Annotated in this window: 33 protein-coding genes; 27 read left to right on the plus strand and 6 right to left on the minus strand. The window is 45.5% G+C overall.

Annotation, left to right across the window (positions count from 1 at the left end):
• From rplP to rplQ, 20 genes are all read left to right on the plus strand, one after another.
• Positions 1–411 (plus strand): 50S ribosomal protein L16, encoded by a 411-nt coding sequence (gene rplP / locus MTR11_RS02110; protein ID WP_005379577.1) that lies wholly within the window; start codon positions 1–3, stop codon positions 409–411.
• Positions 411–602: a 50S ribosomal protein L29 gene (rpmC, locus tag MTR11_RS02115; protein ID WP_005379576.1), complete on the plus strand. Its 192-nt coding sequence runs from the start codon at positions 411–413 to the stop codon at positions 600–602. The genes rplP and rpmC overlap by 1 nt, the downstream gene beginning before the upstream one ends.
• Positions 602–856, plus strand: coding sequence for a 30S ribosomal protein S17 (gene rpsQ / locus MTR11_RS02120; protein ID WP_005379575.1), 255 nt, complete (start codon positions 602–604; stop codon positions 854–856). The genes rpmC and rpsQ overlap by 1 nt, the downstream gene beginning before the upstream one ends.
• A gap of 162 nt (positions 857–1,018) precedes the next feature.
• The gene (rplN, locus tag MTR11_RS02125) at positions 1,019–1,390 is read left to right on the plus strand and encodes a 50S ribosomal protein L14 (protein ID WP_004410450.1); all 372 of its coding nucleotides are present in this window, start codon (positions 1,019–1,021) and stop codon (positions 1,388–1,390) included.
• Positions 1,391–1,403: 13 nt separating this feature from the next.
• On the plus strand, positions 1,404–1,721 hold the full coding sequence (rplX, locus tag MTR11_RS02130) for a 50S ribosomal protein L24 (protein WP_005379574.1): 318 nt from the start codon (positions 1,404–1,406) through the stop codon (positions 1,719–1,721).
• Positions 1,722–1,744: 23 nt separating this feature from the next.
• Positions 1,745–2,284 carry a 50S ribosomal protein L5 gene (rplE, locus tag MTR11_RS02135; protein WP_005379573.1) on the plus strand — a complete coding sequence of 180 codons (540 nt, stop codon included), beginning with the start codon at positions 1,745–1,747 and terminating at the stop codon, positions 2,282–2,284.
• Positions 2,285–2,301: 17 nt separating this feature from the next.
• The gene (gene rpsN / locus MTR11_RS02140) at positions 2,302–2,607 is read left to right on the plus strand and encodes a 30S ribosomal protein S14 (protein WP_012841173.1); all 306 of its coding nucleotides are present in this window, start codon (positions 2,302–2,304) and stop codon (positions 2,605–2,607) included.
• Between the two features lie 29 nt (positions 2,608–2,636).
• The gene (rpsH, locus tag MTR11_RS02145) at positions 2,637–3,029 is read left to right on the plus strand and encodes a 30S ribosomal protein S8 (protein ID WP_005379572.1); all 393 of its coding nucleotides are present in this window, start codon (positions 2,637–2,639) and stop codon (positions 3,027–3,029) included.
• A 13-nt stretch (positions 3,030–3,042) separates the two neighbouring features.
• Positions 3,043–3,576, plus strand: a complete 534-nt coding sequence (rplF, locus tag MTR11_RS02150; RefSeq protein ID WP_005392377.1) for a 50S ribosomal protein L6 — start codon at positions 3,043–3,045, stop codon at positions 3,574–3,576.
• Positions 3,577–3,585: 9 nt separating this feature from the next.
• Positions 3,586–3,939, plus strand: coding sequence for a 50S ribosomal protein L18 (gene rplR / locus MTR11_RS02155; RefSeq protein ID WP_005379568.1), 354 nt, complete (start codon positions 3,586–3,588; stop codon positions 3,937–3,939).
• 14 nt (positions 3,940–3,953) lie between these two features.
• Positions 3,954–4,457, plus strand: coding sequence for a 30S ribosomal protein S5 (gene rpsE, locus MTR11_RS02160; protein ID WP_004745894.1), 504 nt, complete (start codon positions 3,954–3,956; stop codon positions 4,455–4,457).
• A gap of 7 nt (positions 4,458–4,464) precedes the next feature.
• Positions 4,465–4,641, plus strand: coding sequence for a 50S ribosomal protein L30 (rpmD, locus tag MTR11_RS02165; protein WP_005379565.1), 177 nt, complete (start codon positions 4,465–4,467; stop codon positions 4,639–4,641).
• 5 nt (positions 4,642–4,646) lie between these two features.
• Positions 4,647–5,081 (plus strand): 50S ribosomal protein L15, encoded by a 435-nt coding sequence (gene rplO / locus MTR11_RS02170; RefSeq protein ID WP_005383155.1) that lies wholly within the window; start codon positions 4,647–4,649, stop codon positions 5,079–5,081.
• A 20-nt stretch (positions 5,082–5,101) separates the two neighbouring features.
• Positions 5,102–6,436 carry a preprotein translocase subunit SecY gene (secY, locus tag MTR11_RS02175; protein WP_005379562.1) on the plus strand — a complete coding sequence of 445 codons (1,335 nt, stop codon included), beginning with the start codon at positions 5,102–5,104 and terminating at the stop codon, positions 6,434–6,436.
• 38 nt (positions 6,437–6,474) lie between these two features.
• Positions 6,475–6,588, plus strand: coding sequence for a 50S ribosomal protein L36 (gene rpmJ / locus MTR11_RS02180; protein WP_000868186.1), 114 nt, complete (start codon positions 6,475–6,477; stop codon positions 6,586–6,588).
• A 149-nt stretch (positions 6,589–6,737) separates the two neighbouring features.
• Positions 6,738–7,094, plus strand: a complete 357-nt coding sequence (gene rpsM, locus MTR11_RS02185) for a 30S ribosomal protein S13 (RefSeq protein WP_005383154.1) — start codon at positions 6,738–6,740, stop codon at positions 7,092–7,094.
• A gap of 18 nt (positions 7,095–7,112) precedes the next feature.
• Positions 7,113–7,502 (plus strand): 30S ribosomal protein S11, encoded by a 390-nt coding sequence (gene rpsK, locus MTR11_RS02190; protein ID WP_001118870.1) that lies wholly within the window; start codon positions 7,113–7,115, stop codon positions 7,500–7,502.
• 27 nt (positions 7,503–7,529) lie between these two features.
• Complete coding sequence (rpsD, locus tag MTR11_RS02195) at positions 7,530–8,150, plus strand: 30S ribosomal protein S4 (protein WP_005383146.1); 621 nt, start codon at positions 7,530–7,532, stop codon at positions 8,148–8,150.
• A gap of 24 nt (positions 8,151–8,174) precedes the next feature.
• A complete protein-coding gene (locus MTR11_RS02200; protein ID WP_005383143.1) occupies positions 8,175–9,167 on the plus strand; it encodes a DNA-directed RNA polymerase subunit alpha in 993 nt (330 codons plus the stop codon).
• Between the two features lie 26 nt (positions 9,168–9,193).
• Positions 9,194–9,574, plus strand: a complete 381-nt coding sequence (rplQ, locus tag MTR11_RS02205; protein ID WP_005383141.1) for a 50S ribosomal protein L17 — start codon at positions 9,194–9,196, stop codon at positions 9,572–9,574.
• A gap of 135 nt (positions 9,575–9,709) precedes the next feature.
• Here the strand turns inward: rplQ and MTR11_RS02210 are convergent, their stop codons facing one another.
• Together MTR11_RS02210 and MTR11_RS02215 are read right to left on the minus strand one after the other, a co-directional pair.
• Positions 9,710–10,189: a DUF2780 domain-containing protein gene (locus tag MTR11_RS02210; RefSeq protein WP_048626581.1), complete on the minus strand. Its 480-nt coding sequence runs from the start codon at positions 10,187–10,189 to the stop codon at positions 9,710–9,712.
• 154 nt (positions 10,190–10,343) lie between these two features.
• Positions 10,344–10,964, minus strand: a complete 621-nt coding sequence (locus MTR11_RS02215) for an FKBP-type peptidyl-prolyl cis-trans isomerase (protein ID WP_005392370.1) — start codon at positions 10,962–10,964, stop codon at positions 10,344–10,346.
• Between the two features lie 232 nt (positions 10,965–11,196).
• Between MTR11_RS02215 and MTR11_RS02220 the strand changes: the two genes are divergently transcribed.
• Positions 11,197–11,793 (plus strand): LysM-like peptidoglycan-binding domain-containing protein, encoded by a 597-nt coding sequence (locus tag MTR11_RS02220; protein WP_046874056.1) that lies wholly within the window; start codon positions 11,197–11,199, stop codon positions 11,791–11,793.
• A gap of 81 nt (positions 11,794–11,874) precedes the next feature.
• Here MTR11_RS02220 and MTR11_RS02225 read toward each other — a convergent pair whose 3' ends face one another.
• Positions 11,875–12,336, minus strand: a complete 462-nt coding sequence (locus MTR11_RS02225) for a GNAT family N-acetyltransferase (RefSeq protein ID WP_046874180.1) — start codon at positions 12,334–12,336, stop codon at positions 11,875–11,877.
• 142 nt (positions 12,337–12,478) lie between these two features.
• On the opposite strand from MTR11_RS02225, the gene dbpA reads away from it, so the two are divergent.
• Complete coding sequence (gene dbpA / locus MTR11_RS02230) at positions 12,479–13,858, plus strand: ATP-dependent RNA helicase DbpA (RefSeq protein ID WP_047009023.1); 1,380 nt, start codon at positions 12,479–12,481, stop codon at positions 13,856–13,858.
• 43 nt (positions 13,859–13,901) lie between these two features.
• On the opposite strand, the gene MTR11_RS02235 is transcribed toward dbpA, so the two are convergent.
• Together MTR11_RS02235 and cpdB are read right to left on the minus strand one after the other, a co-directional pair.
• Positions 13,902–14,480: a Crp/Fnr family transcriptional regulator gene (locus MTR11_RS02235; protein WP_047009024.1), complete on the minus strand. Its 579-nt coding sequence runs from the start codon at positions 14,478–14,480 to the stop codon at positions 13,902–13,904.
• 97 nt (positions 14,481–14,577) lie between these two features.
• Positions 14,578–16,539 (minus strand): 2',3'-cyclic-nucleotide 2'-phosphodiesterase, encoded by a 1,962-nt coding sequence (cpdB, locus tag MTR11_RS02240; RefSeq protein WP_243326961.1) that lies wholly within the window; start codon positions 16,537–16,539, stop codon positions 14,578–14,580.
• A 275-nt stretch (positions 16,540–16,814) separates the two neighbouring features.
• On the opposite strand from cpdB, the gene cobA reads away from it, so the two are divergent.
• The 5 genes from cobA (at position 16,815) to cysC (ending at position 22,726) form a co-directional block, all read left to right on the plus strand.
• On the plus strand, positions 16,815–17,690 hold the full coding sequence (cobA, locus tag MTR11_RS02245) for a uroporphyrinogen-III C-methyltransferase (protein ID WP_048626585.1): 876 nt from the start codon (positions 16,815–16,817) through the stop codon (positions 17,688–17,690).
• Positions 17,691–17,749: 59 nt separating this feature from the next.
• The gene (cysD, locus tag MTR11_RS02250) at positions 17,750–18,658 is read left to right on the plus strand and encodes a sulfate adenylyltransferase subunit CysD (protein WP_005379592.1); all 909 of its coding nucleotides are present in this window, start codon (positions 17,750–17,752) and stop codon (positions 18,656–18,658) included.
• Between the two features lie 18 nt (positions 18,659–18,676).
• Entirely contained in the window at positions 18,677–20,107 is a 1,431-nt protein-coding gene (cysN, locus tag MTR11_RS02255) for a sulfate adenylyltransferase subunit CysN (RefSeq protein ID WP_046874053.1), read from the plus strand.
• Positions 20,108–20,359: 252 nt separating this feature from the next.
• Positions 20,360–22,084, plus strand: a complete 1,725-nt coding sequence (locus MTR11_RS02260; protein WP_005392351.1) for an SLC13 family permease — start codon at positions 20,360–20,362, stop codon at positions 22,082–22,084.
• A 24-nt stretch (positions 22,085–22,108) separates the two neighbouring features.
• Positions 22,109–22,726: an adenylyl-sulfate kinase gene (cysC, locus tag MTR11_RS02265; protein WP_005392350.1), complete on the plus strand. Its 618-nt coding sequence runs from the start codon at positions 22,109–22,111 to the stop codon at positions 22,724–22,726.
• 89 nt (positions 22,727–22,815) lie between these two features.
• On the opposite strand, the gene MTR11_RS02270 is transcribed toward cysC, so the two are convergent.
• Positions 22,816–23,721 carry a TIGR03899 family protein gene (locus tag MTR11_RS02270; protein WP_243326962.1) on the minus strand — a complete coding sequence of 302 codons (906 nt, stop codon included), beginning with the start codon at positions 23,719–23,721 and terminating at the stop codon, positions 22,816–22,818.
• Positions 23,722–23,971 lie beyond the last annotated feature (250 nt).

The raw sequence follows: 23,971 nt of genomic DNA on the forward strand, positions 1-23,971 counted from the left end.
ATGCTACAACCTAAACGTACTAAGTTCCGTAAGGTTCAGACTGGTCGTAACCGTGGTCTAGCTAAAGGTACTGATGTAAGCTTCGGCGAATTCGGTCTTAAAGCTGTTGGCCGTGGTCGTCTAACTGCTCGTCAAATCGAAGCGGCACGTCGTGCAATGACACGTCACGTTAAGCGTCAAGGTAAAATCTGGATCCGTGTGTTCCCAGACAAACCAATCACAGAAAAACCACTTGAAGTTCGTCAAGGTAAGGGTAAAGGTAACGTTGAGTACTGGGTAGCCCAAATCCAACCTGGTAAGGTTATGTACGAAATGGGTGGTGTACCTGAAGAATTGGCACGTGAAGCGTTCCGTCTTGCGGCACGTAAACTGCCTTTCAAAACTACATTTGTAACTAAGCAGGTGATGTGATGAAAGCACAAGATCTACGCGAGAAAAGCGTTGAAGAGCTTAACGCTGAGCTAATGAATTTGCTACGTGAACAGTTCAACTTGCGCATGCAAGCTGCGACTGGTCAACTACAGCAAACTCATACTCTGAAAGCTGTACGCCGTGATATCGCACGTGTGAAAACTGTTTTGACTGAGAAGGCAGGCGCATAATGAGCGAAGTAAAACGTACTCAACAAGGTCGTGTTGTTAGCGATAAGATGGACAAGTCTATCACTGTTGCTATCGAACGTTTCGTAAAACACCCAATCTACGGTAAATACGTAAAACGTACGACTAAAGTACACGCACATGACGAGAACAACGAGTGTGGCCTAGGCGACACAGTTGAAATCGCAGAGTGTCGTCCACTGTCTAAGACTAAGTCTTGGACTTTGGTAAAAGTTCTAGAAAAGGCGAAGATTTAATCTCGTTAATTCTATGAAACTAAAGCGGCTCCAAAATATTTTTGGAGCCGTTTATTTTTTGACTACCCAATCACAAAAAAGGGTGGTACAATTCGCGTCCCTTTTAAAGAGGCAGCCCGACCCGTGATGGGTCTAGTTATTAATATTTAGCGGAGCACTAACATGATCCAAATGCAAAGTATGCTGGACGCAGCTGATAACTCAGGCGCACGCAGCGTAATGTGTATTAAGGTTCTGGGTGGCTCTCACCGCCGTTATGCACATATCGGTGACGTCATCAAAGTTACTGTGAAGGAAGCAATCCCTCGCGGTAAAGTTAAAAAAGGTGATGTTCTGAAGGCGGTGGTAGTGCGCACCCGTAAAGGCGTACGTCGTCCTGACGGTTCTGTCATTCGCTTCGACCGAAATGCTTGCGTATTGCTAAACGACAATACTGAGCAACCAATCGGTACACGTATCTTTGGTCCTGTGACACGCGAACTTCGTGGCGATAAGTTCATGAAGATCGTTTCACTGGCTCCAGAAGTTCTGTAAGGAGCACGTAGAAATGGCAGCTAAAATCCGTCGTAATGACGAAGTAATCGTTCTTGCTGGTAAAGACAAAGGCAAGAAAGGTAAAGTAACTAAGGTTCTAGCAACTGGTAAAGTTATCGTTGAAGGTATCAACCTAGTTAAGAAGCATCAGAAACCTGTTCCAGCTATGGGTATCCAAGGCGGTATCGTAGAGCAAGAAGCAGCAATCGACGTTTCTAACGTGGCGATTTTCAACGCAGCTACTGGTAAAGCTGACCGTATCGGTTTCCGTTTTGAAGACGGCAAAAAAGTTCGTTTCTTCAAGTCTAACGGCGAAACCGTTTCTAACTAATAGAAGTAATTTGGAGTTCTACTATGGCGAAACTGCATGATTACTACAAGTCGTCTGTAGTCGCTGAACTGACCAAACAGTTCGGTTACACAAGCGTCATGCAAGTCCCTAGAATCGAGAAAATCACCCTAAACATGGGTGTTGGTGAAGCAATCAACGATAAGAAACTGCTAGAAAATGCAGCGTCTGATATGGCAACGATCTCTGGTCAAAAGCCACTTATCACAAAAGCGCGCAAATCTGTTGCAGGTTTCAAAATCCGTGAAGGCTACCCTATCGGTTGTAAAGTAACCTTGCGTGGCGAACGTATGTGGGATTTTCTTGAGCGTTTAATTAACATCGCTCTTCCACGTGTACGTGACTTCCGTGGTGTTAGCGCTAAGTCTTTTGACGGTCGCGGTAACTACAGCATGGGCGTTCGCGAGCAAATCATCTTCCCGGAAATCGACTTTGATAAAGTTGATCGTGTACGCGGTTTAGACATCACTATTACGACGTCTGCTGGTACTGATGAGGAAGGCCGTGCTCTGCTGGCTGCCTTTAACTTCCCATTCCGTAAGTAAGGTGAAGGGTTACTGTTATGGCTAAACAATCAATGAAAGCACGTGAAGCTAAACGTGCACAGCTAGTAGCTAAGTTCGCTGAAAAGCGTGCAGCGCTAAAAGCTATCATCAGCGATGTAAACGCATCTGAAGAAGATCGTTGGAACGCGGTTCTTACACTGCAATCTCTTCCACGTGATTCAAGTGCATCACGTCAGCGCAACCGTTGCAACCAAACTGGTCGTCCACACGGTTACCTACGTAAGTTCGGTCTAAGCCGTATTAAGGTTCGTGAAGCTTGCATGAAAGGCGAGATTCCGGGTCTTCGTAAGGCTAGCTGGTAATTGCCACTTAATCATTTGGAGTAAATCATATGAGCATGCAAGATCCGATTTCGGATATGCTGACCCGCGTTCGTAACGGTCAGGCAGCAAACAAAGTTGCTGTAAAAATGCCTTCTTCAAAGCTTAAAGTTGCAATTGCTGCACTACTAAAAGCTGAAGGTTACATCGTTGACTTCGCTGTTGAAGGCGAAGCAAAACCTGAGCTAGAAGTTACACTTAAGTACTTCCAAGCTAAACCAGTAATCGAGCAACTTAAACGTGTTTCTCGTCCAGGTCTACGTGTTTACAAGAAGAAAGATGAACTTCCTTCTGTAATGGGTGGTCTTGGTATTGCTATCGTTTCAACTTCCAAGGGTCTTATGTCAGACCGCGCTGCACGTAAAGCAGGTCTTGGTGGTGAAATCATCGCTTACGTAGCTTAATAAGGAGTAGACTATGTCTCGTGTTGCAAAAGCACCTGTCGCTATTCCAGCTGGCGTAGAGGTGAAACTAAACGGCCAAGAAATCACTGTAAAAGGTGCGAAAGGCGAACTAACTCGCGTTCTTAACGATGCAGTTGTAATCGCTCAGGAAGAAAATAACCTGACTTTCGGTCCTAAAGAAGGTGTTGCTAACGCATGGGCTCAAGCAGGTACTGCTCGCGCTCTAGTTAACAACATGGTTGTTGGTGTTACTGAAGGCTTTACTAAGAAGCTAACTCTTAAAGGTGTAGGTTACCGTGCTGCTATCAAAGGCAACGCTGTAGGTCTAACACTAGGCTTCTCACACCCAGTTGAGCACGAGTTGCCAGCGGGTATTAAAGCTGAATGTCCAAGCCAAACTGAAATCGTGATCACTGGTGCTGACAAGCAACTAGTTGGTCAAGTTGCGGCTGACATTCGTTCTTACCGTGAGCCTGAGCCATACAAAGGCAAAGGTGTTCGTTACGCAGATGAAAATGTGCGTACTAAAGAAGCTAAGAAGAAGTAAGGTAACACTATGGATAAGAAAGCATCTCGCATCCGTCGTGCTACACGTGCACGTCGTAAGATTGCAGAACTGGGTGCGACTCGCCTAGTTGTACACCGTACTCCTCGTCACGTGTACGCACAGGTTATCGCGGCTAACGGCTCTGAGGTTATCGCAGCAGCTTCTACTGTAGAAAAAGCGATCCGTGAGCAAGTGAAATACACTGGTAACGTTGATGCAGCTAAAGCAGTGGGTAAAGCTATTGCTGAGCGCGCTCTTGAGAAGGGTGTAACTGCAGTTGCATTTGATCGTTCTGGTTTCCAATACCACGGTCGAGTAGCGGCGCTAGCAGAATCTGCTCGCGAAGCTGGTCTGAAATTCTAAGGTAGGGTTGGAAGATGGCTAAAGAACAACAAGTTCAAGCGAATGATTTGCAAGAAAAGCTAATCGCAGTTAACCGCGTATCTAAGACGGTTAAAGGCGGTCGAATCATGAGCTTCACTGCACTAACAGTAGTTGGTGACGGTAATGGTCGTGTAGGTTTCGGTTACGGCAAAGCTCGTGAAGTACCTGCAGCGATTCAAAAAGCAATGGAAAAAGCGCGTCGTAACATGACTACGATCGCTCTAAACGAAGGCACTCTTCACCACCCAGTGAAAGGTCGCCATTCGGGCTCTAAAGTTTACATGCAGCCTGCTGCAGAAGGTACTGGTGTTATCGCAGGTGGTGCGATGCGTGCAGTACTAGAAGTTGCTGGTGTACACAACGTACTATCTAAAGCGTACGGTTCTACGAACCCTATCAACATCGTTCGTGCAACGATCGATGCACTAGGTAGCATGAAGTCACCAGAAATGGTTGCTGCTAAACGTGGTCTAACTGTTGAATCTATTTCGGAGTAAGAACACCATGGCAACTATTAAAGTAACTCAAACTAAAAGCTCAATTGGTCGTCTGCCAAAGCACAAAGCTACTTTGCGCGGTCTAGGTCTTCGTAAAATCAACCACACAGTAGAACTTGAAGATACTCCGTGTATTCGCGGTATGATCAACAAGGTTTACTACATGGTTAAAGTTGAGGAGTAATCAGAATGCGTTTGAATACTCTAGCACCGGCTGCTGGCGCGAAAACTTCTGCGAAGCGAGTAGGTCGTGGTATCGGTTCAGGCCTAGGTAAAACTGGTGGCCGTGGTCACAAAGGTCAAAAATCACGTTCTGGCGGCAGTGTTCGTCCAGGTTTCGAAGGCGGTCAGATGCCTCTGAAACAACGTCTACCAAAATTCGGTTTCACTTCTCGTAAGAGCCTAGTGTCTGCTGAAGTTCGTCTAGCTGAGCTAGCGAAAGTTTCTGGTGACGTAGTTGATCTAAACAGTCTTAAAGCTGCTAACATCATCACTAAGAACATCGAATTTGTAAAAGTTGTTCTTTCTGGTGAAATCAACAAAGCAGTGACTGTGAAAGGTCTACGTGTGACTAAAGGCGCTAAAGCTGCAATCGAAGCTGCAGGCGGTAAAATCGAGGAATAATCTCGAGGAACGAGGTACAGATGGCTAAGAAACCAGGACAAGATTTTCGTAGTGCTCAGAGCGGCTTAAGTGAACTAAAGTCGCGCTTGTTATTCGTAATTGGTGCACTTTTAGTATTCCGAGCCGGCTCCTTTGTGCCGATTCCTGGTATTGACGCTGCTGTACTTGCCGATTTGTTCGAACAGCAAAAAGGTACCATCGTTGAAATGTTTAACATGTTCTCCGGTGGTGCTCTTGAGCGTGCATCTATATTAGCATTGGGCATCATGCCGTATATTTCGGCATCTATTGTTGTCCAATTGCTAACTGTAGTTCATCCAGCGTTAGCTGAACTCAAAAAAGAGGGTGAAGCAGGCCGTCGTAAGATCAGCCAATACACACGCTACGGCACGCTTGTACTTGCAACCTTCCAAGCTATAGGTATTGCAACTGGCCTACCAAACATGGTCGACAATCTGGTTGTTATCAACCAAACCATGTTTACGCTAATTGCTACCGTAAGTTTAGTAACCGGTACCATGTTCTTAATGTGGTTAGGTGAACAAATTACAGAGCGAGGAATTGGTAACGGTATTTCGATACTGATTTTTGCAGGTATTGTTGCTGGATTGCCTTCTGCAATCGGTCAAACAATCGAGCAAGCGCGTCAAGGTGAATTGCATGTACTTCTTCTGTTGCTAATCGCGGTATTAGCTTTTGCAGTCATTTACTTCGTTGTTTTCATGGAACGTGGTCAACGCCGAATCGTCGTTAACTACGCGAAGCGTCAACAAGGTCGTAAAGTATTTGCTGCACAAAGCTCGCATCTGCCTCTTAAAATTAACATGGCAGGTGTTATTCCAGCGATTTTTGCATCAAGCATTATCTTGTTCCCAGGAACATTGGCTCAGTGGTTTGGTCAAAACGGCGAGAGCAGCGCGTTCGGTTGGTTAACTGACGTGTCTTTGGCTCTTAGCCCTGGTCAACCGTTGTATGTAATGCTTTATGCAGCAGCAATTATCTTCTTCTGTTTTTTCTACACGGCGTTGGTTTTCAACCCGCGTGAAACAGCAGATAACTTGAAGAAGTCTGGTGCATTCGTACCCGGTATCCGCCCAGGTGAGCAGACAGCGAAGTACATTGATAAAGTAATGACACGTTTAACCCTTGCTGGTGCACTGTACATTACCTTTATCTGTCTGATTCCCGAGTTCATGATGGTCGCGTGGAACGTACGTTTCTACTTCGGCGGTACATCGCTACTAATCGTAGTTGTTGTAATTATGGACTTTATGGCACAGGTACAGACTCATCTGATGTCTCAACAGTATGATTCTGTGTTGAAGAAAGCGAATCTGAAAGGCTACGGCCGTTAATCCGGCGGTAGACTCAGTTTCATTTACGGAGTTTAGCAATGAAAGTTCGTGCTTCCGTTAAAAAAATCTGCCGTAACTGTAAAGTAATCAAGCGTAACGGTGTCGTTCGCGTGATTTGCAGTGAGCCAAAGCACAAACAGCGCCAAGGCTAATTAGCAGAAATTTTTACTTGAAAATGAAGGTTGGGTCGAGTATATTCCTCGGCCTACCTTTTGCGTGCAAAAGAAGTAGTATTCCGCAGCGTATCCATAACGGGCTTTGCTGCGGCTAATTCTTTTATAGAAACACTTAGGAGTGAATAATGGCCCGTATAGCAGGCATTAACATTCCTGATCAGAAACATGCAGTAATCGCTCTAACAGCGATCTACGGCATCGGTAAAACTCGCTCTCAAGCTATCCTAGCTGAAGTGGGTATTGCTGAAAATGTTAAGATCAGTGAACTAACTGAAGAGCAGATCGATCAACTGCGTGATGGTGTAGCTAAGTACACTGTAGAAGGTGATCTACGTCGTGAAGTATCTATGAACATCAAGCGTCTTATGGACCTTGGCTGTTACCGTGGTCTTCGTCATCGTCGCAGTCTACCACTACGTGGACAGCGTACTAAAACCAACGCTCGCACCCGTAAGGGTCCGCGTAAGCCGATCAAGAAATAATCGGGAAGGTAGAGTACAATGGCTAAACAACCAACTCGCGCTCGTAAGCGCGTACGCAAGCAAGTTGCAGATGGCGTTGCGCACATCCATGCTTCTTTCAATAACACAATCGTAACCATTACTGACCGTCAAGGTAACGCTCTTGCATGGGCTACTGCAGGTGGTTCTGGTTTCCGTGGTTCTCGTAAGTCTACTCCGTTCGCTGCACAGGTTGCTGCTGAGCGTTGTGCTGAAATGGCTAAAGAATACGGCCTAAAGAACTTGGAAGTTATGGTTAAGGGTCCTGGTCCAGGTCGCGAATCTACTGTTCGTGCACTAAACGCCGCTGGTTTCCGCATCACAAACATCGTTGATGCTACACCAATCCCTCATAACGGTTGTCGTCCACCTAAGAAACGTCGCGTATAACGTTTCTAGGACAATTGGAGAAGAATCATGGCAAGATATTTGGGTCCTAAGCTGAAGCTTAGCCGTCGTGAAGGCACTGACTTATTCCTTAAGTCTGGTGTTCGCGCGATCGATACCAAGTGTAAAATTGATAACGCACCAGGTGTACACGGCGCTCGTCGCGGTCGTCTATCTGAGTATGGCGTTCAGCTTCGTGAGAAGCAAAAAGTACGTCGTATGTACGGCGTTCTAGAAAAACAATTCCGTAACTACTACAAAGAAGCTGCTCGCCTAAAAGGCAACACTGGTGAAAACCTACTTCAGCTTCTTGAAGGTCGTCTTGATAACGTAGTTTACCGCATGGGCTTTGGTGCAACTCGCGCAGAAGCACGTCAGCTAGTTAGCCACAAAGCTATCCTAGTAAACGGTAAAGTTGTAAACGTTCCTTCTTTCAAAGTAGCGGCTAATGACGTTGTTTCTATTCGCGAGAAAGCTAAACAGCAAGCTCGTATTAAAGCTGCTCTAGAAGTTGCTGAACAACGTGAAAAACCAACTTGGATTGAAGTAGATGGTGGCAAGATGGAAGGTACATTCAAGCGTATGCCTGAGCGTTCTGATCTATCAGCTGACATCAACGAACAATTGATCGTCGAGCTTTACTCTAAGTAAGGTTTAAACTAAAGAGAGGACACAATGCAGGGTTCTGTAACAGAATTTCTTAAGCCACGTCTAGTTGACATCGAACAAATCAGCTCGACTCACGCAAAAGTAACTCTTGAGCCATTAGAGCGTGGCTTTGGTCATACTCTGGGTAATGCACTTCGCCGCATTCTTCTATCTTCTATGCCTGGTTGTGCAGTGACAGAAGTAGAAATTGAAGGCGTACTTCACGAGTACAGCACTAAAGAAGGTGTACAAGAAGATATTCTTGAAATCCTTCTAAACCTTAAAGGTTTGGCAGTGCGTGTTGCTGAAGGCAAAGATGAAGTGTTCATTACTTTGAACAAATCAGGCTCGGGCCCTGTGGTTGCAGGTGACATCACCCATGATGGTGATGTAGAGATCGCTAACCCTGAACACGTTATTTGTCACCTAACGGATGACAACGCTGAAATCGCAATGCGTATTAAAGTAGAACGTGGTCGTGGTTATGTTCCAGCTTCTGCGCGTATCCATAACGAAGAAGACGAGCGTCCAATCGGTCGCCTACTAGTAGATGCTACTTACAGCCCAGTAGACAAAATTGCCTACGCTGTAGAAGCAGCTCGTGTAGAACAGCGCACTGATCTAGACAAGCTTGTTATCGATATGGAAACAAACGGTACTCTAGAACCTGAGGAAGCAATCCGTCGTGCAGCTACAATCCTAGCTGAACAATTGGATGCATTCGTAGATCTTCGTGATGTACGAGTTCCTGAGGAGAAAGAAGAGAAGCCAGAATTCGATCCGATCCTACTGCGTCCTGTAGACGATCTTGAACTAACAGTTCGCTCTGCTAACTGTCTGAAAGCAGAAGCGATTCACTACATCGGTGATCTAGTACAACGTACTGAGGTTGAGCTACTTAAAACGCCTAACCTTGGTAAAAAGTCTCTTACTGAGATTAAAGACGTACTTGCGTCACGTGGTCTGTCTCTGGGCATGCGCCTAGAAAACTGGCCACCTGCATCAATCGCTGAAGATTAATCGATACTAGTTAGAAGGATTAGGTCATGCGCCATCGTAAGAGTGGTCGTCAACTCAACCGCAACAGCTCACATCGCAAAGCGATGTTCAGCAACATGGCTAGCTCTCTAGTACGTCATGAAGTTATCAAGACTACTTTGCCAAAAGCAAAAGAGCTACGTCGCGTAGTTGAGCCTTTGATTACACTAGCTAAGACTGACAGTGTTGCTAACCGTCGTCTAGCATTTGCACGTACTCGTGACAACGAAGTAGTTGCAAAACTATTTAACGAACTAGGTCCACGTTTTGCTGCTCGTCAGGGCGGTTACACTCGTATCCTAAAAGCTGGCTTCCGTGCTGGTGATAAAGCTCCAATGGCTTACATTGAGCTTGTAGATCGCCCAGCTGCTGAAGAAGCTGCTGAGTAATCAGTTCGTAAGAACGAGAAAGCCGAGCGTTAGCTCGGCTTTTTTGTATCTGCGATTCAGTAAATCTTTATATCCAGCCTGCATTTATTTTACTCCATGCAGACTGGCAATTTAAAAAGTGATTATCACTTGCGCTTATTTACTACTATTCCACAACCCGCCCAACGAACTTAGAAGTCCCTCGCTGGCGCCTTGTTTGTTCAAGTAATCCAAGATTACTGGAGCAAACTGACTGATCATAGAGGGGTCTAAACCCAACGTATCGAATGCACTTTTTACTGCACTGATATTCTCAATATTCCCCAGTAAGCTTTGTGCTCCTTGCAAGTTTGAAAGCCCAGGAATCAAAGACTGTAATTCACTGCTATTTTCTTGTGAAAGCTGGCTTTGAGCCAAAGCGAGTAGTGCGCCACTACCTCCAGCCGCTTGTTCTGTAGATACAGGTAATTGGCTAGTTAGCATGTCTGTCAATGGAGATGATTCAGTGTTCAGGCTACTACCTACCATATCCATTAGGCCACTTTCTTTACTTTTTTGCGTGACGGAATCTAAGAATGCGTGTGCACTACCAATGTTCATTGATAATAGTGCCAGAGTCAGGAGTGTTTTACGCATAGTACCTCCGAAGGTTGAGCGTTTTTAACGTGATTTTATTGTTTTAAAGGCTATCAGAATGAAAGGTTTAGAGGTGAGAAAGTCTATTCAGTTTAGACAAAAAAAACGGCGCTAATGCGCCGTTTTATTAAATCATAATTGAAAATGGTTTCAATTAAAGAATATCTAGTAGTTCTACTTCGAAAACTAGTGCTGCGAATGGAGGGATAGCTGCACCAGCGCCACGCTCACCGTACGCAAGGTCTTGTGGTACGTATAGTTTCCACTTAGAACCAACAGGCATTAGTTGTAGTGCTTCTACCCAGCCTTTGATTACGCCTGTAACAGGGAATTCAGCTGGCTGACCGCGAGATACAGAGCTATCGAATACAGTACCGTCAGTTAGCTCACCGTGGTAGTGAACGCGAACTGAGCTTTCTGCTGTTGGAACTGCACCAGTACCTTCAGAAATGATTTCGTACTGAAGGCCAGAGTCTAGAACGTTAACTTCAGGGCGTAGTGCGTTGTCTTTTAGGAACGCTTCGCCTTCTGCTGCTGCAATTTTCGCTGCTTCTTGGCGAGCGGTTTCTGCACGAGTGTGAAGTTCTTGTAGTGCTTTGTTGATTTCATCAATTTCGATTGATGGCATGTCACCAGTTAGTGCTGTTGCAATACCCGCTGCGATAGCATCAACGCTAAGACCTTCAAGACCAGAACCTGCAAGTTGCTGACCCATTTGCAGACCAATGCCGTAGCTTGCTTTTTGTTCTGCAGTTTCAAATTTAATTTCAGACATGAATGTCGCTCTTGTTAGGAGTGATAAAGGCAACAGGATATCAGTTTCGAGCTTAGGTTTAAATGATTGCGACTGAATGCTTAATTGAGGCGGCCAGGGTGTGACTTATCTCTTACTCCAAGTGAAATTTCTGCTAATTTAATCCAAATTCCATTTTAGTTTAGTGAAAAACATATACTCTCCGCGTCGGTATTTTTATACTGGCAGTAGAAGTATTAAGGGACTCATTAAAATGAATCGTCGCAGAAAGAAAAAGCAGCAAGTCGACTATGTCGAATTGGTTAAACAAAAATTCGCTGCTATCGACTGGAAGCAGCCGTTCAACAAAGAGCAGTGGTTGGAGCGTATACAGCCTGTTAAGCAGTTTTGGCTGCGCCTACCGAAATTCCATCAACGAGCTTTGATGGTTTTAGTACCATTGATTCTGGTACTCCTTGTTATTCCTTTGCCGAATAAAACAGAACAATCAGTTGAGCAAGCTGAGGTCGATCATCAGCGCGTAGCGATTCAGCTGAACGCACAGAGTTTAAGCCAGCAAAGAACCTCTCAGAATTCTGGGCCGAAATCCGAAGACTGGAAAGAGTACACGGTTAAAAATGGCGACACGTTAGCGCAGGTTTTCAGAAGTAATCAGCTCTCGATGGCGGATCTTAGCGCTCTAGTAAAAATCGAAGGCAGTGATAAGCCGCTGAGCCAAATTAAACAAGGACAATTGATTCGCTTTAAGCTTAGCGATGAAGGCGAGTTGGATATGCTGCAATTAGAAAAAAGCGGCCGGTCCGTCATGTTTTTCCGCTTATCGGATGGGACCTTTGGGCGCAACAAGTAGATGCTTCAAATGAACTAAAGACGCGAAGGTATCGCGTCTTTTTAGTTTATCTATAAATTAGTTAACCTAGCAATGAACGCGTTATATCGCTACGGCTTCTTTTCGCATATCCACATGAGGAATACCATCCTCTAGGTAGCGATCAGAAATAACTTTGAATCCATGACTCGCATAAAACTGGATGAGATGCTCTTGAGCTCCTATATCAATCGTCTGTCCTGGCCACAATATTTCACACTGTGTTAATGCCTCTTTCAGCAACTTATGTCCCAGACCATCACCACGCGCAGTTTGTTTGGTGACGACTCGACCAATGCTCACATTGTCATACGTCGTGCCAGCGGGTAGCAATCGTGCGCAAGCAACAAGTTCATCACCGTGGTAACCTATTAGATGATAAACACCTTCCAGTGTGTCTTTGCCATCCAGTTCAGGATAAGGGCAGGTTTGTTCAACGACGAATACATCCACACGTAATTTCATCATTGTATACAATTGTGTGGTTGTCAGTTGAGCAAAGGGCAAAGTAATCCAAGTGAGCATGTTGTCATCCGTCATGAGAGTAGAGTGACTGACTTTACTTTGTTTTGTACTCATACTCATTAACAAAGGTTAATTATCACTGGTTTTCCCACCAAATCTGGTGATAATGTGCCCTCTTTTCATCTCACCTGAGGATATTCCCGTGAGCAAACAAACTTTTGATCAAGTCGGGCTAAACCCAGCGTTACTCGCCACACTTGATTCCCTGAACTACACCCACATGACGCCAATTCAAGCTTTGAGTTTGCCTGCAATCCTAAAACATCGTGATGTCATCGGGCAGGGTAAAACGGGCTCAGGTAAAACCGCTGCATTTGGTTTGGGTGTTTTATCGAACCTTAACGTCAAACGCTTTCGTGTCCAGTCATTAGTATTGTGTCCAACTCGTGAGCTTGCGGATCAAGTCGCGAAGGAAATTCGTACTTTAGGTCGTGGCATTCATAATATTAAAGTGCTTACTCTCTGCGGTGGGATGCCAATGGGGCCACAAATTGGTTCTCTGGAGCATGGCGCGCATATCTTAGTCGGCACACCTGGCCGTATTTTGGATCACCTTGAGAAAGGCCGAATTAACCTGAGCGAGCTGAATACCTTGGTGCTAGATGAAGCTGATCGCATGTTGGACATGGGTTTCCAAGACGCATTAGATGCGATTATTGATGCAGCGCCAAAGCAGCGTCAAACTCTACTTTTCAGTGCTACTTTCCCAGAGAAAATTGAGCAAATTGCGCAGCGTATTATGCAGACGCCTGAAGTCATTAAGGTGGAATCGACTCATGATACCTCAAGCATTGCTCAGCATTTCTACAAAGTTGAAGGTTCGGAAGCGCGTGATGAAGCGTTGGCGAACTTGCTACTGACTCACCAACCAGAGTCCGCTGTGGTTTTTTGCAATACCAAAAAAGAAGTGCAAAGTGTCGCAGATGAGTTGCATCGCAAAGGGTTCAGCGTTATCGATATCCATGGGGACTTAGAACAGCGTGAACGCGATCAAGCATTGGTGCAGTTTGCTAACAAGAGTGTTTCTATCCTTGTCGCAACAGACGTCGCGGCGCGTGGTTTGGACGTAGATAACCTTGATGCAGTCTTTAACTTTGAGCTATCGCGCGATCCTGAGGTTCATGTACACCGTATCGGTCGTACAGGCCGTGCAGGTAGTAAAGGTTTGGCGTTCAGCTTCTTTGGAGAGAAAGACGGTTTGCGTGTAGCTCGTATTGAAGAATACCTGGACATGGACGTGGTACCAGCAACATTGCCTGCCAAATCAAATCAGCAGCCATACCAAGCGAAGATGGTGACGATTAACATTGATGGCGGTAAGAAACAGAAAGTACGACCGGGTGATATCTTAGGATGTCTGACTGGAAAAAATGGTATCCCAGGCTCTCAAGTTGGCAAGATTCACCTTTTCCCGATGCGCGCCTACGTTGCGGTCGAGAAGTCAGCTGCCAAAAAGGCTCTACAAACCATTAGTAATGGCAAGATGAAAGGGCGTCAGTTCCGAGCGCGGCTTCTTAAATAGCATAGAAAGGCTCTTCGTTTGAAGAGCCTTTTCTTTTTCGAGTTTATTTGAGAGTGTGATCTTTAGTTAAGCGCGCTTTAATTCGGCTCAAACTGATAGGCGTGATCCCAAGATAAGCAGCTATTTGGCTATCGGTAATACGTAGCTTTAAGTCTGGGTAATGGGCGCAAAATAGTTGATATCGTTCCTCTGGGGAGTAGAGCAGCATAAAGCGTTCTTTGTTCTCTTTATTAACCAGTTGGTTTTCGAGTAGCTTTAAGTAAATGGCGTGTTTTTCTGCTCGCCATTGATGCAGCGTTTCAATTGGTAAGCAAAATAGCTGACAAGCGCTCAGCGTTTCCAATAAGTAAGGCGAAGGTTGGTTCTTAATTATGCTCTCAAAGCCGATAACCCAGTCTTTCTCCCAATAAAATTCTTTACTGAACTCTTTGCCCTGCTCAGTGAGATAGCTTGCATGGCATAACCCTTCAATAATGAAGTAAAGGTGCGAGCTAAACTCTCCTTGGTGGTTAAGAATGTGGCGTGTAGGCAGTTCGAGTAACTCACCATTTTCGATAAGTTGGTTTGCTTCTGTGTCTAAGAAGCCATGATTGACTAAGTCTGAAAAAAGATCGCTGTGCATGTGATAACTCAGAAACGGTTTTCTTTATTCTAACGGGTTTTATTGATAACAAAAAAGCGGCTCATGAGAGCCGCTTAGCGTTGTTGTCAAATCAGCCTTACTTATTCAGATCGATTTGGTAAATCGCGAAACCAATGTCGTCAGTCGCGACACGTTTCATTGGGTATTGACCTTTATCTTTAATGAATTGCGCCGCTTTATCGCTAGGAGATGTTTCGAAGCGAATATCTAGCTTTTTATCGGATTTAATCGGTGCGAAAGACCAGTTGTTGTCAGCGCTTGGTGTCACTTCACCTTTTTCTTCACTCACGCGAGAAATATAAGCGGCGACGACAGAGCGGCTTTCATCTGGTGCGTCAAACGCAATAAAGTCTGGGCCCGTACCAGGGAAGGTATTGCTATAAGCACGGTAGTTATTAGTTGCGATGATGAAGTCTTGTTTTGGATCAACTGGCTTACCATTGAATGTCAGATTCACAATACGCTGAGAATCTGGATTAATCACTTTGCAGCTCGCATCGTATTTGGGCGGTTGGGTGATATCGATCTGGTAGTTCACCCCATCAATGACATCGAAGTTGTACGTACGGAAATTATCCCAATCAATCAAAGATTGTGGTTCAGGATTGTTGATGTCGATGTGGTTGAATTGACCCGCGCTGCACTCTAGCCATTCGCGAACCTCTTTACCTTTCACTTTCATCGCGACCAAGGTGTTGGGATATAAATAAAGATCGGCAGCATTACGGAAGGTGAGCTGACCGGATTCGACTTCTGTAAAGTTATTCGGATCGTTCTTACGCCCCCCGACTTTAAATGGTGCTGCGGCACTCAATACTGGAATGTCAGCGAGATCTGGGTCGCCTTGAATAAAGCGTTCCACGTAATCTTTCTGAGCAAGGTTAACGATCTGAATGGTTGGGTCGTCCTGCACCAATGCCAAGAAGCTATACATGACATCATTTGCTTTGCCGATTGGTTGGTTTACAAATTCACGAGTGCCTTTGTGATCCTCTTCTAACGCTTTCACAATACCTTCATCGGCTTTAGCTAATGACTTCTTATTTACTTTATCGAAGATAGGGCGTGCTTCTGCTTGGCCTTCAACTACTTGCCATCTGCCGTCTTCCTCTTTCAGCATCAAGTCCATCACACCTACATGACTTCCCCAGCGACCAGGCATCACTGACGTCACACCATTGATGGTCCCTTTCTCGGTATCAACACCAGGTAGGTTTGCGAAGTCTTTCCCTGGGAAGACCGCGTGAGAGTGGCCAAAAGCAATGGCATCAATACCTTCAACTTCTGTGAGGTAGTAAACTGAGTTTTCAGCGCCTAGTTTGTATGGATCAGTAGAAATGCCCGAGTGTGGAATCGCCACAATCACGTCTGCGCCTTCTTTCTTCATTTGAGGAATCAGTTTCTTTGCAGTTTCCTTAATGTCTTTAGCAAAGACTTTGCCTTCTAAGTTCTTCTTATCCCACACCATAATTTGTGGTGGTACAAAGCCGATGTAACCCACTTTTATTTGATGCGCTTCGCCGTTTGTGTCTTTAAAGGTGTGGGTTTTGATCAGGTAAGGCTTGAAGTAATGCTCACCGGTTTGTTTATCAAATACGTTTGCGTTGATGTAAGGGAAGTTTGCACCCTTCAACGTCTTTTGTAGGAAATCTAAGCCATAGTTGAACTCATGATTGCCAATGTTGCCCACATCGTAGTCTAGTTGGTTCATCGCCTTGTAGACTGGGTGGACATCGCCAGCGTTAATCCCTTTCGCCGCCATGTAATCGCCCATTGGGCTGCCCTGAATTAAATCGCCGTTATCTACTAATACCGTGTTTTCTGCCTCGGACTTAGCCTGTTTCACTATGGTCGCAGCGCGACTTAAACCAATTTGCTGTGATGGTTGGTCTTTGTAGTAATCGTAATCCATCACGTTGGTATGAATGTCGGTGGTTTCGATGATACGAAGCTTGATGGTATCGGCCATCGCAGGACCAGCAAGCGTTAGCATGCCACTTAACACTGCGAGGGAAATAGGGTGAACTGCCACTTTCATTTGGTGCTCCAATTCAATGGGAAGGGGGAATCGTACCGCGTAATGTATCAAACGCTGGTGCAACTTAATGATAAAGATACAGAAAACTGTGAACAGAAATCAGTTTACTGAACCTTATTCATATTAACCGCCGACTTTTTCACGCTTTTGAATGAGACCAAACAAAAACTTCTTAGCAGATTTTTGAATAAAAAATGAAATTTTAGAATTTCAGGTAATATAAACGCCCCGCCATAATGCTTGCATAACGATATCAATGGACGATGAGCAAGCACATGGCAACGAACGATTCAGTCACTTCTTTTCCTAAACCAAAGCCCCGGTTAGTTTCTGACAACTCAGTAGCTGGTGTTACTCGTTTTGCAAAGCAATCGCTACAGCCTGGTGAAGTCGCCTTAGTGGGGGCGGGGCCGGGTGATCCTGAACTTTTGACAGTGAAAGCATTGAACTGTTTGCAGCAAGCCGATGTGGTTTTGTACGACTACTTGGTGTCAGAAGAAATCATGGCATTGATTCCAAGCGATACGATTTTGGTGTGCGTTGGGAAGCGAGCTGGGCATCACAGTGTGCCGCAGGAGAAGACGAATCAGCTTTTGGTGGATTTTGCCAAGCAGGGCTACAAAGTAGTGCGCATTAAAGGTGGTGATCCGTTTGTATTCGGTCGTGGTGGTGAAGAGTTAGAAGTGCTTGCTGATGCTGGCGTTCGTTTTCAAGTTGTCCCTGGCATTACCGCAGCAGCTGGCGCAACCGCTTATGCTGGTATTCCACTGACTCATCGTGATTATGCGCAATCGGCCATCTTTGTGACTGGCCACTTGAAAGAAGAAAGTGATGAGATGGATTGGTCCACGTTGGCGCGTGGGAATCAGACTTTAGTGATCTACATGGGGCTGATGAAATCACACTATATTCAGAATCAACTCATTAAGCATGGTCGTTCTGCGTCGACTCCGATTGCCATTATTGAGCGTGGTACGCAGATTCAACAAAAAGTATTTACGGGAGAGCTCTCCCAACTCTCTGATTTATCGAAGGAAGCTCAATCGCCATCTTTGATTGTTGTCGGAGAGGTAGTGCGACTGTCTCAAAAGTTAGACTGGTTTTTGTCTAGTACTGAATTCAACAAAAGTGCTATTGCCAACTCCATATAATTTCAGACCAAAGATTAGAGACGTAATGCGCCTTCAAGCTTAAAAAGGAAATACAAAACATGGACCAACAACGTTTAACTCACCTTAAACAACTCGAAGCGGAGAGTATCCATATTATCCGCGAAGTTGCGGCTGAGTTTGATAACCCAGTCATGATGTATTCGATTGGTAAAGACTCATCAGTGATGCTGCACCTAGCGCGTAAAGCGTTTTATCCGGGCAAAATTCCATTCCCACTTTTGCATGTCGATACGGACTGGAAATTCCGCGAGATGATTGAGTTTCGCGATCGCACCGCTGCCAAATACGGCTTTGAGCTTTTGGTACATAAGAACCCAGAAGGTCTAGCAATGGGCTGCAGTCCGTTTGTTCATGGCTCGTCAAAGCATACGGACATCATGAAAACGCAAGGTCTTAAGCAGGCGCTAAACAAATATGGCTTCGATGCTGCTTTTGGTGGCGCTCGTCGTGATGAAGAGAAATCACGCGCAAAAGAGCGAGTGTATTCGTTCCGTGACAAGAACCATACCTGGGACCCTAAAAATCAACGTCCAGAGCTGTGGAAGACGTACAACGGTCAGGTCAATAAAGGGGAGAGCATTCGTGTATTCCCACTTTCGAACTGGACGGAGCTTGATATTTGGCAATACATCTATTTAGAAAACATCGAGATCGTACCGCTTTATCTCGCTGACAAACGTCCAGTTGTTGAACGCGACGGCATGCTAATCATGGTTGATGATGATCGTATGGAGCTTCAACCGGGTGAAGTGATCGAAGAGAAGAGTGTGCGTTTCCGTACTCTTGGTTGTTATCCATTAACTGGGGCTATCGAGTCTGAAGCGAATACTTTGACCGGCATTATCGAAGAGATGCTGGTGGCAACGTCGAGTGAGCGCCAAGGTCGAGCGATCGACCACGATCAGTCAGGATCGATGGAGCTTAAAAAACGTCAAGGTTACTTCTAAAGGATCTAAGGAAAGATAATGAACAGTGCAGTTGAAGCTCAATTAGCCGAGCTTGGTATCGAAGGCTATTTAACACAACACCAGTACAAGTCGTTACTTAGATTCTTGACTTGTGGCTCGGTAGATGACGGTAAAAGTACACTAATCGGTCGCTTACTCCATGACTCAAAACAAATTTATGAAGATCAGCTAGCGGCAGTGCACTCAGACAGCCAACGTGTGGGCACCACGGGTGAAAAGCCTGACCTTGCGTTGTTGGTAGATGGCTTACAAGCTGAGCGCGAGCAGGGGATCACGATTGATGTGGCTTACCGCTATTTCTCGACGCAGAAACGTAAGTTCATCATCGCCGATACTCCTGGGCACGAGCAGTACACGCGTAATATGGCAACAGGCGCATCGACGTGTGACTTAGCGGTGATCTTAGTCGACGCACGCAAAGGCATTCTTGATCAAACTCGTCGTCACTCTTTTATTTCCAACCTACTGGGTTTAAAACACTTTGTTGTGGCGATCAACAAGATGGATTTAGTGGATTACTCTCAAGAGCGCTTTGAAGAAATCCGCGATGAGTATCTTAAGTTTTCTGAGAATCTGACCGGGGATATTGATATTCAAATCATCCCGATTTCGGCGCTTGAAGGTGACAATGTGGTGGATAAAGGGCAAAACCTAAGCTGGTTTAAAGGCCCGTCATTGCTTGAACTTCTTGAAACGGTCGATGTGGATCAAGAAAAAGGTGCGGGTGAGTTCCGCTTCCCTGTGCAATACGTTAACCGTCCTAACCTCGATTTCCGTGGTTTTGCGGGGACGATTTCTTCAGGTTCGATCAAAGTCGGTGATGCCATCAAAGCATTGCCATCGGGGAAAACGTCAACTGTGGCACGCATTGTTACGTTTGATGGTGATATTGAGGAAGCTCGTGCTGGGTTGGCGGTCACTCTGACTTTAAGCGATGAGATCGATATTAGCCGTGGCGATTTGATTGTCCTAGACAATGCTCAAGTGGAAACCACAAACCACTTGCTTGCCGATGTGGTATGGATGACAGAGCAACCTCTGCAACCGGGTCGTGACTACGACATCAAAATCGCGGGTAAGAAAACTGTGGGCCATGTTGAAGCGATTCGTCACCAATATGATATCAACAACCTATCGACTCATAGTGCGGCAGAGCTGCCATTGAATGGTATTGGCTTGTGTGAATGGTCTCTCAATGAGTCAGTTGCGCTGGACAATTACCAAGATTGTGCTGATACCGGCGGCTTCATCATTATCGATCGTCTGACGAATGTGACGGTTGGTGCTGGCATGGTCAAAGAAAGCCTCGCGGTGGTTGAGCGCGACTTGACGGACATCTCTGCGTTTGAAGTTGAGCTGAATGCACTTGTGCGTAAACACTTCCCACACTGGGAAGCAAAAGACGTCAGCCAATTGCTGAAAAAGTAATTGGCGCGCCCGAGCACGATAAGCTCTGATTCTATCTCTTGTTGTGCTTGGGGCGTCGCTGCCTAACTGAGTTGCGAAATGCAGTTAGGTTATTCTCCTAATACCAGAATGCTTCGGTGAAGCCCAAGAAAACCGAGCATTCTGATGTTCTTTTCGCTTGCGCTGATTTTGGTCTGTTTACTCGTTTGTCTGGTGTCTCACGGATAAATGAGCCGTTGTTGTGCCCTTTGGGCGATTTGGTAAGGAAAGGCTATGTGGGAACAAGGGTTTGTATTAGCGATTTTGCTTGGCATTATCACTTGTTTGCTTGTCACAAAAATTAAGCCTAGTTATGTCTTTGCGGGTGCCGCTTTTATTGCATTTATGGCGGGAATGATGGATTCAGCCACGATCGCATCCAACTTTACCAACTCTTCGTTATTGACTCTGGTTCTGTTGATTCTTGCATCGTGTGCTTTAGAAAAAACGTTACTAATCAGTTGGGTGAGCCGTAGTATTTCTGAAGGCCAGTTAGGCAGTGTGATCGCTAAGCTTGGTGTATCAACGGCCTTGCTCTCTTCATTCACGAATAATACCGCCGTGGTTGTCTCATTGATTGGGGCGATTAAGCGTAATCAGCAGCATGCGCCTTCGAAATTACTCATCCCGCTGTCTTACGCGGCCATTTTTGGTGGCACATTAACTTTGATAGGTACGTCGACTAACTTAATCATCAACAGCTTTGTTGAAGATGCCGGTTTGCCGAGCCTGAGCTTTTTTACACCCACGATGATTGGCTTGGCGGTGTTGGTGGGAGGAATGCTGATTCTTATCCCGCTCAGTTACTTACTGCCGAACTACGATGATCAAAGCCAAGAAGATTTACCGTACTTTCTCGAGTCTCGCGTAGAGCCTGGTTCACCGTTAGTTGGGCGCACGGTCAGCGAGAATAATTTACGTGCGCTGCGCAAACTGTTTCTTGCGGAGGTTGTACGAGATGGTGTGACGGTTTCCTCTGTAGGACCGGATTTTGTACTCAATGCGAAAGACCGTTTGTTGTTTTGTGGTGATGTTGAGAGCGTCGCGACTCTGCAAGAAATTCCGGGCCTCAAGCTTTTTGGTCAGCAGCACTTGAATGGGCAAAATTTTATTGAAGTTGTGGTGAGCTCATCCGCGACGTTTTGCTATAAAACACTTAAAGAGAGCCGATTCCGTGACCGCTTTGATGCCGTTGTTGTCGCTATTCGTCGTGGCCATGAGCGCTTAGAGGGCGGTTTGGGTAGCATTACCTTAGCGCCAGGTGACACGTTAGTTCTGGTTCCGGGGAAGCGTTTTGAGTCTGAACGCCGAGCTCATCGTAAAGAGTTTGTTTTAGTGCATGATTTGGACTCTAGCGCTCGGCTTGATACGAATAAATCCTCTATCGTGCTACTGGGTTTTGCTGCCGTAATTGGGTGTGCGCTATTAGAACTAGTACCGATTATTAAAGGCCTTGCCGCGTATCTTATTGCACTTATCGCGTTTGGTATTGTACAGATATCAGAACTGCGCCGCCGTTTTCCGATCGATATCGTCGTGATTGTCGGCTCTGCTTTGTCCATCGCTCAATTGATGATCTCTTCCGGCTTGTCAGAGAGAATGGGAGCGATGTTTATTGAAGCGTTCAATGGCTGGGGCGTGTTTGGAGCCTTGGTCGCAACTTACATCATGACATTAGTTCTTACTGAACTGGTGACGAATAATGCCGCGGCTGCGCTTTCTTTTCCTATTGGCTATAGCATGGCGGTCGGTTATGGCGTTGATCCGATGCCATTCATTATGGCGGTCTTGTTTGGCGCCAGTGCGAGCTTTATTTCTCCCTACGGTTATCAAACCAACTTGCTGGTGTACAGCGTAGGAAATTACAAATTGACCGACTATGTGAGAATTGGTGTGCCGATTTCGATTGTGTACTCTGTATTAGTGCTTACTTTGATTCCGGTCTTCTTCCCGTTTTAATTCCGATATTTACAAGGATACGTTATGACTGCCGAAACGACGGTAAAAGATGAAAACATTGTTTGGCACCAGCATTCGGTCGATAAACAGTTTCGTGCTGAATTAAAGAAGCAAAAACCTGCCGTATTGTGGTTTACTGGCTTATCTGGAGCGGGTAAATCAACCGTAGCGGGGGCGTTGGAAAATCGCCTTGCAGCATTGGGTTACCACACCTATTTATTGGATGGTGACAATGTGCGACATGGCCTGTGTAGTGATTTGGGCTTTTCTGAACAGGATCGTCGCGAGAACATTCGTCGTATTGGTGAACTGGCTAAACTGATGGCGGATGCAGGCTTAATTGTGTTGTCGGCGTTCATTTCACCGCATCGTGCAGAGCGACAGCTAGTACGCGACTTATTGCCAGAAGGTGAGTTTATCGAAGTGTTCGTCAATGCATCTCTAGAAGTCTGCGAAGGTCGCGATCCTAAAGGTTTGTACCGCAAAGCACGTGCGGGAGAAATTCCTAACTTCACTGGTATTGATTCTGAATATCAAGCACCGAAGAATCCGGAAGTCGATTTACCAGCGGGCGAAAAAAGCGTCGATGAGCTGGTGGACTTGTGCTTGGAAGCGCTTAAGTCGCGTGCAGTGATCCGATAAATAAGCATTTGGATCATTGGTGACCTCAAGCTCTTTGAACGGCTTAAGAAGCATTTGGATCATGGGTGGTCAAATGCTTCTCAAACTGCCTACACGGTATGATGAACCGTACTTTTAGCGTCACTATGGACACTAAACCTATGATTTAAAAGCGCAAGCATTTGGTCGTAGTAGTCGGCATGAGGTTTGTTACCGAGCAAGGTACAGAGCTCATTGCCTGTTGGCGTGAAGCGGTAATATAAAAGACGGACGCCTTTGCTGTTCACGTTCAGCGACAAGTTTTTACCTTGGTAGGTGAGGATCAATGGCGTCTCGATACCAATTTCGCCAGATTCAAGCTCGGTACTATGCAGTAACCCTAGTTCAATCAACAGCAACAAACTTGAATAGGGCAGCTGAAAACTTCCCATGTTTAAGCTGTTGGCGATGCCTCGTTTGCCGAAGCTAAATATTCCTCCTTGCGCTTTATAACCAATTAACAGCTTGCGACTGTGATCCCCTCCAAAACTGCACGCCAGAGAGGCGGCTCTTTGCAGAGTTTGCGCTTCTTTTGGTGACATATCTTTGAGGACTTTGAGCGCTTTCATAGACGTCGAGCCTGGGTTTGTCACTTCACGCTTCATCACTTGAGCCCATAACTTTTGCATCGCGCTGTTATGGATGTCTTGAGCCATTTCAAAAAAACGATACAACCAGTCTTGGTCAGGCTCTCCGGCAGTTTCATCTCGGCATGAACTGTGTGCTAGCTTTAAAATCTGCTCTAGGTTTTTTTGTCGCTGTTCTTGGCGTCTCTGTTCACGCAGTTGGGCTCTTTCAAGCGCGGATTTGGCTGGTGGATCGGTTTGTAGTAAGGCATCAAGACCGTGTATTTGGGCAATGGTTTTTACCTTGCTGGCACTGTCTTTGATGTAGCCCTGCTTCTTTTCTTGTTGCGTATTTTTTTGTGCGTTTGACTGATGTTCGATGACAACAGGTTGCTTTGTCGGTTCTGCCATTAATTTTCCTACCAAGAACTGCGCTGTTCGCTTGTTTAAATTTACACCTTATCTAACCAGGCGACCAGATAGGAGTTCTCAGTTTTTGAACGAATAGGGCTATCCAAAATGATAATGAGTTGTTAAAATTGTTATCGTTATTTTGGAGGGACAATGAAGTTCTCAGAAGCAGGTAAATTAAAAAAGCACCTGTCGATAGCGTTTCTTTTGGTTACTTATGTTGGCGTATTAGCGTATTTGTCTCGTTATA

Source organism: Vibrio sp. CCB-PB317, from assembly GCF_022808245.1.
Classification (GTDB): Bacteria; Pseudomonadota; Gammaproteobacteria; order Enterobacterales; family Vibrionaceae; genus Vibrio; species Vibrio diabolicus.

Excerpts from the sequence above, each read along its gene's own strand:
- rplP (WP_005379577.1), top strand. The coding sequence starts at position 1 with ATGCTACAACCTAAACGTACTAAGTTCCGTAAGGTTCAGACTGGTCGT.
- rpmC (WP_005379576.1), top strand. The coding sequence starts at position 411 with ATGAAAGCACAAGATCTACGCGAGAAAAGCGTTGAAGAGCTTAACGCT.
- rpsQ (WP_005379575.1), top strand. The coding sequence starts at position 602 with ATGAGCGAAGTAAAACGTACTCAACAAGGTCGTGTTGTTAGCGATAAG.
- rplN (WP_004410450.1), top strand. The coding sequence starts at position 1,019 with ATGATCCAAATGCAAAGTATGCTGGACGCAGCTGATAACTCAGGCGCA.
- rplX (WP_005379574.1), top strand. The coding sequence starts at position 1,404 with ATGGCAGCTAAAATCCGTCGTAATGACGAAGTAATCGTTCTTGCTGGT.
- rplE (WP_005379573.1), top strand. The coding sequence starts at position 1,745 with ATGGCGAAACTGCATGATTACTACAAGTCGTCTGTAGTCGCTGAACTG.
- rpsN (WP_012841173.1), top strand. The coding sequence starts at position 2,302 with ATGGCTAAACAATCAATGAAAGCACGTGAAGCTAAACGTGCACAGCTA.
- rpsH (WP_005379572.1), top strand. The coding sequence starts at position 2,637 with ATGAGCATGCAAGATCCGATTTCGGATATGCTGACCCGCGTTCGTAAC.
- rplF (WP_005392377.1), top strand. The coding sequence starts at position 3,043 with ATGTCTCGTGTTGCAAAAGCACCTGTCGCTATTCCAGCTGGCGTAGAG.
- rplR (WP_005379568.1), top strand. The coding sequence starts at position 3,586 with ATGGATAAGAAAGCATCTCGCATCCGTCGTGCTACACGTGCACGTCGT.
- rpsE (WP_004745894.1), top strand. The coding sequence starts at position 3,954 with ATGGCTAAAGAACAACAAGTTCAAGCGAATGATTTGCAAGAAAAGCTA.
- rpmD (WP_005379565.1), top strand. The coding sequence starts at position 4,465 with ATGGCAACTATTAAAGTAACTCAAACTAAAAGCTCAATTGGTCGTCTG.
- rplO (WP_005383155.1), top strand. The coding sequence starts at position 4,647 with ATGCGTTTGAATACTCTAGCACCGGCTGCTGGCGCGAAAACTTCTGCG.
- secY (WP_005379562.1), top strand. The coding sequence starts at position 5,102 with ATGGCTAAGAAACCAGGACAAGATTTTCGTAGTGCTCAGAGCGGCTTA.
- rpmJ (WP_000868186.1), top strand. The coding sequence starts at position 6,475 with ATGAAAGTTCGTGCTTCCGTTAAAAAAATCTGCCGTAACTGTAAAGTA.
- rpsM (WP_005383154.1), top strand. The coding sequence starts at position 6,738 with ATGGCCCGTATAGCAGGCATTAACATTCCTGATCAGAAACATGCAGTA.
- rpsK (WP_001118870.1), top strand. The coding sequence starts at position 7,113 with ATGGCTAAACAACCAACTCGCGCTCGTAAGCGCGTACGCAAGCAAGTT.
- rpsD (WP_005383146.1), top strand. The coding sequence starts at position 7,530 with ATGGCAAGATATTTGGGTCCTAAGCTGAAGCTTAGCCGTCGTGAAGGC.
- MTR11_RS02200 (WP_005383143.1), top strand. The coding sequence starts at position 8,175 with ATGCAGGGTTCTGTAACAGAATTTCTTAAGCCACGTCTAGTTGACATC.
- rplQ (WP_005383141.1), top strand. The coding sequence starts at position 9,194 with ATGCGCCATCGTAAGAGTGGTCGTCAACTCAACCGCAACAGCTCACAT.
- MTR11_RS02210 (WP_048626581.1), bottom strand. The coding sequence starts at position 10,189 with ATGCGTAAAACACTCCTGACTCTGGCACTATTATCAATGAACATTGGT.
- MTR11_RS02215 (WP_005392370.1), bottom strand. The coding sequence starts at position 10,964 with ATGTCTGAAATTAAATTTGAAACTGCAGAACAAAAAGCAAGCTACGGC.
- MTR11_RS02220 (WP_046874056.1), top strand. The coding sequence starts at position 11,197 with ATGAATCGTCGCAGAAAGAAAAAGCAGCAAGTCGACTATGTCGAATTG.
- MTR11_RS02225 (WP_046874180.1), bottom strand. The coding sequence starts at position 12,336 with ATGCTCACTTGGATTACTTTGCCCTTTGCTCAACTGACAACCACACAA.
- MTR11_RS02235 (WP_047009024.1), bottom strand. The coding sequence starts at position 14,480 with ATGCACAGCGATCTTTTTTCAGACTTAGTCAATCATGGCTTCTTAGAC.
- cpdB (WP_243326961.1), bottom strand. The coding sequence starts at position 16,539 with ATGAAAGTGGCAGTTCACCCTATTTCCCTCGCAGTGTTAAGTGGCATG.
- cobA (WP_048626585.1), top strand. The coding sequence starts at position 16,815 with ATGGCAACGAACGATTCAGTCACTTCTTTTCCTAAACCAAAGCCCCGG.
- cysD (WP_005379592.1), top strand. The coding sequence starts at position 17,750 with ATGGACCAACAACGTTTAACTCACCTTAAACAACTCGAAGCGGAGAGT.
- cysN (WP_046874053.1), top strand. The coding sequence starts at position 18,677 with ATGAACAGTGCAGTTGAAGCTCAATTAGCCGAGCTTGGTATCGAAGGC.
- MTR11_RS02260 (WP_005392351.1), top strand. The coding sequence starts at position 20,360 with ATGTGGGAACAAGGGTTTGTATTAGCGATTTTGCTTGGCATTATCACT.
- cysC (WP_005392350.1), top strand. The coding sequence starts at position 22,109 with ATGACTGCCGAAACGACGGTAAAAGATGAAAACATTGTTTGGCACCAG.
- MTR11_RS02270 (WP_243326962.1), bottom strand. The coding sequence starts at position 23,721 with ATGGCAGAACCGACAAAGCAACCTGTTGTCATCGAACATCAGTCAAAC.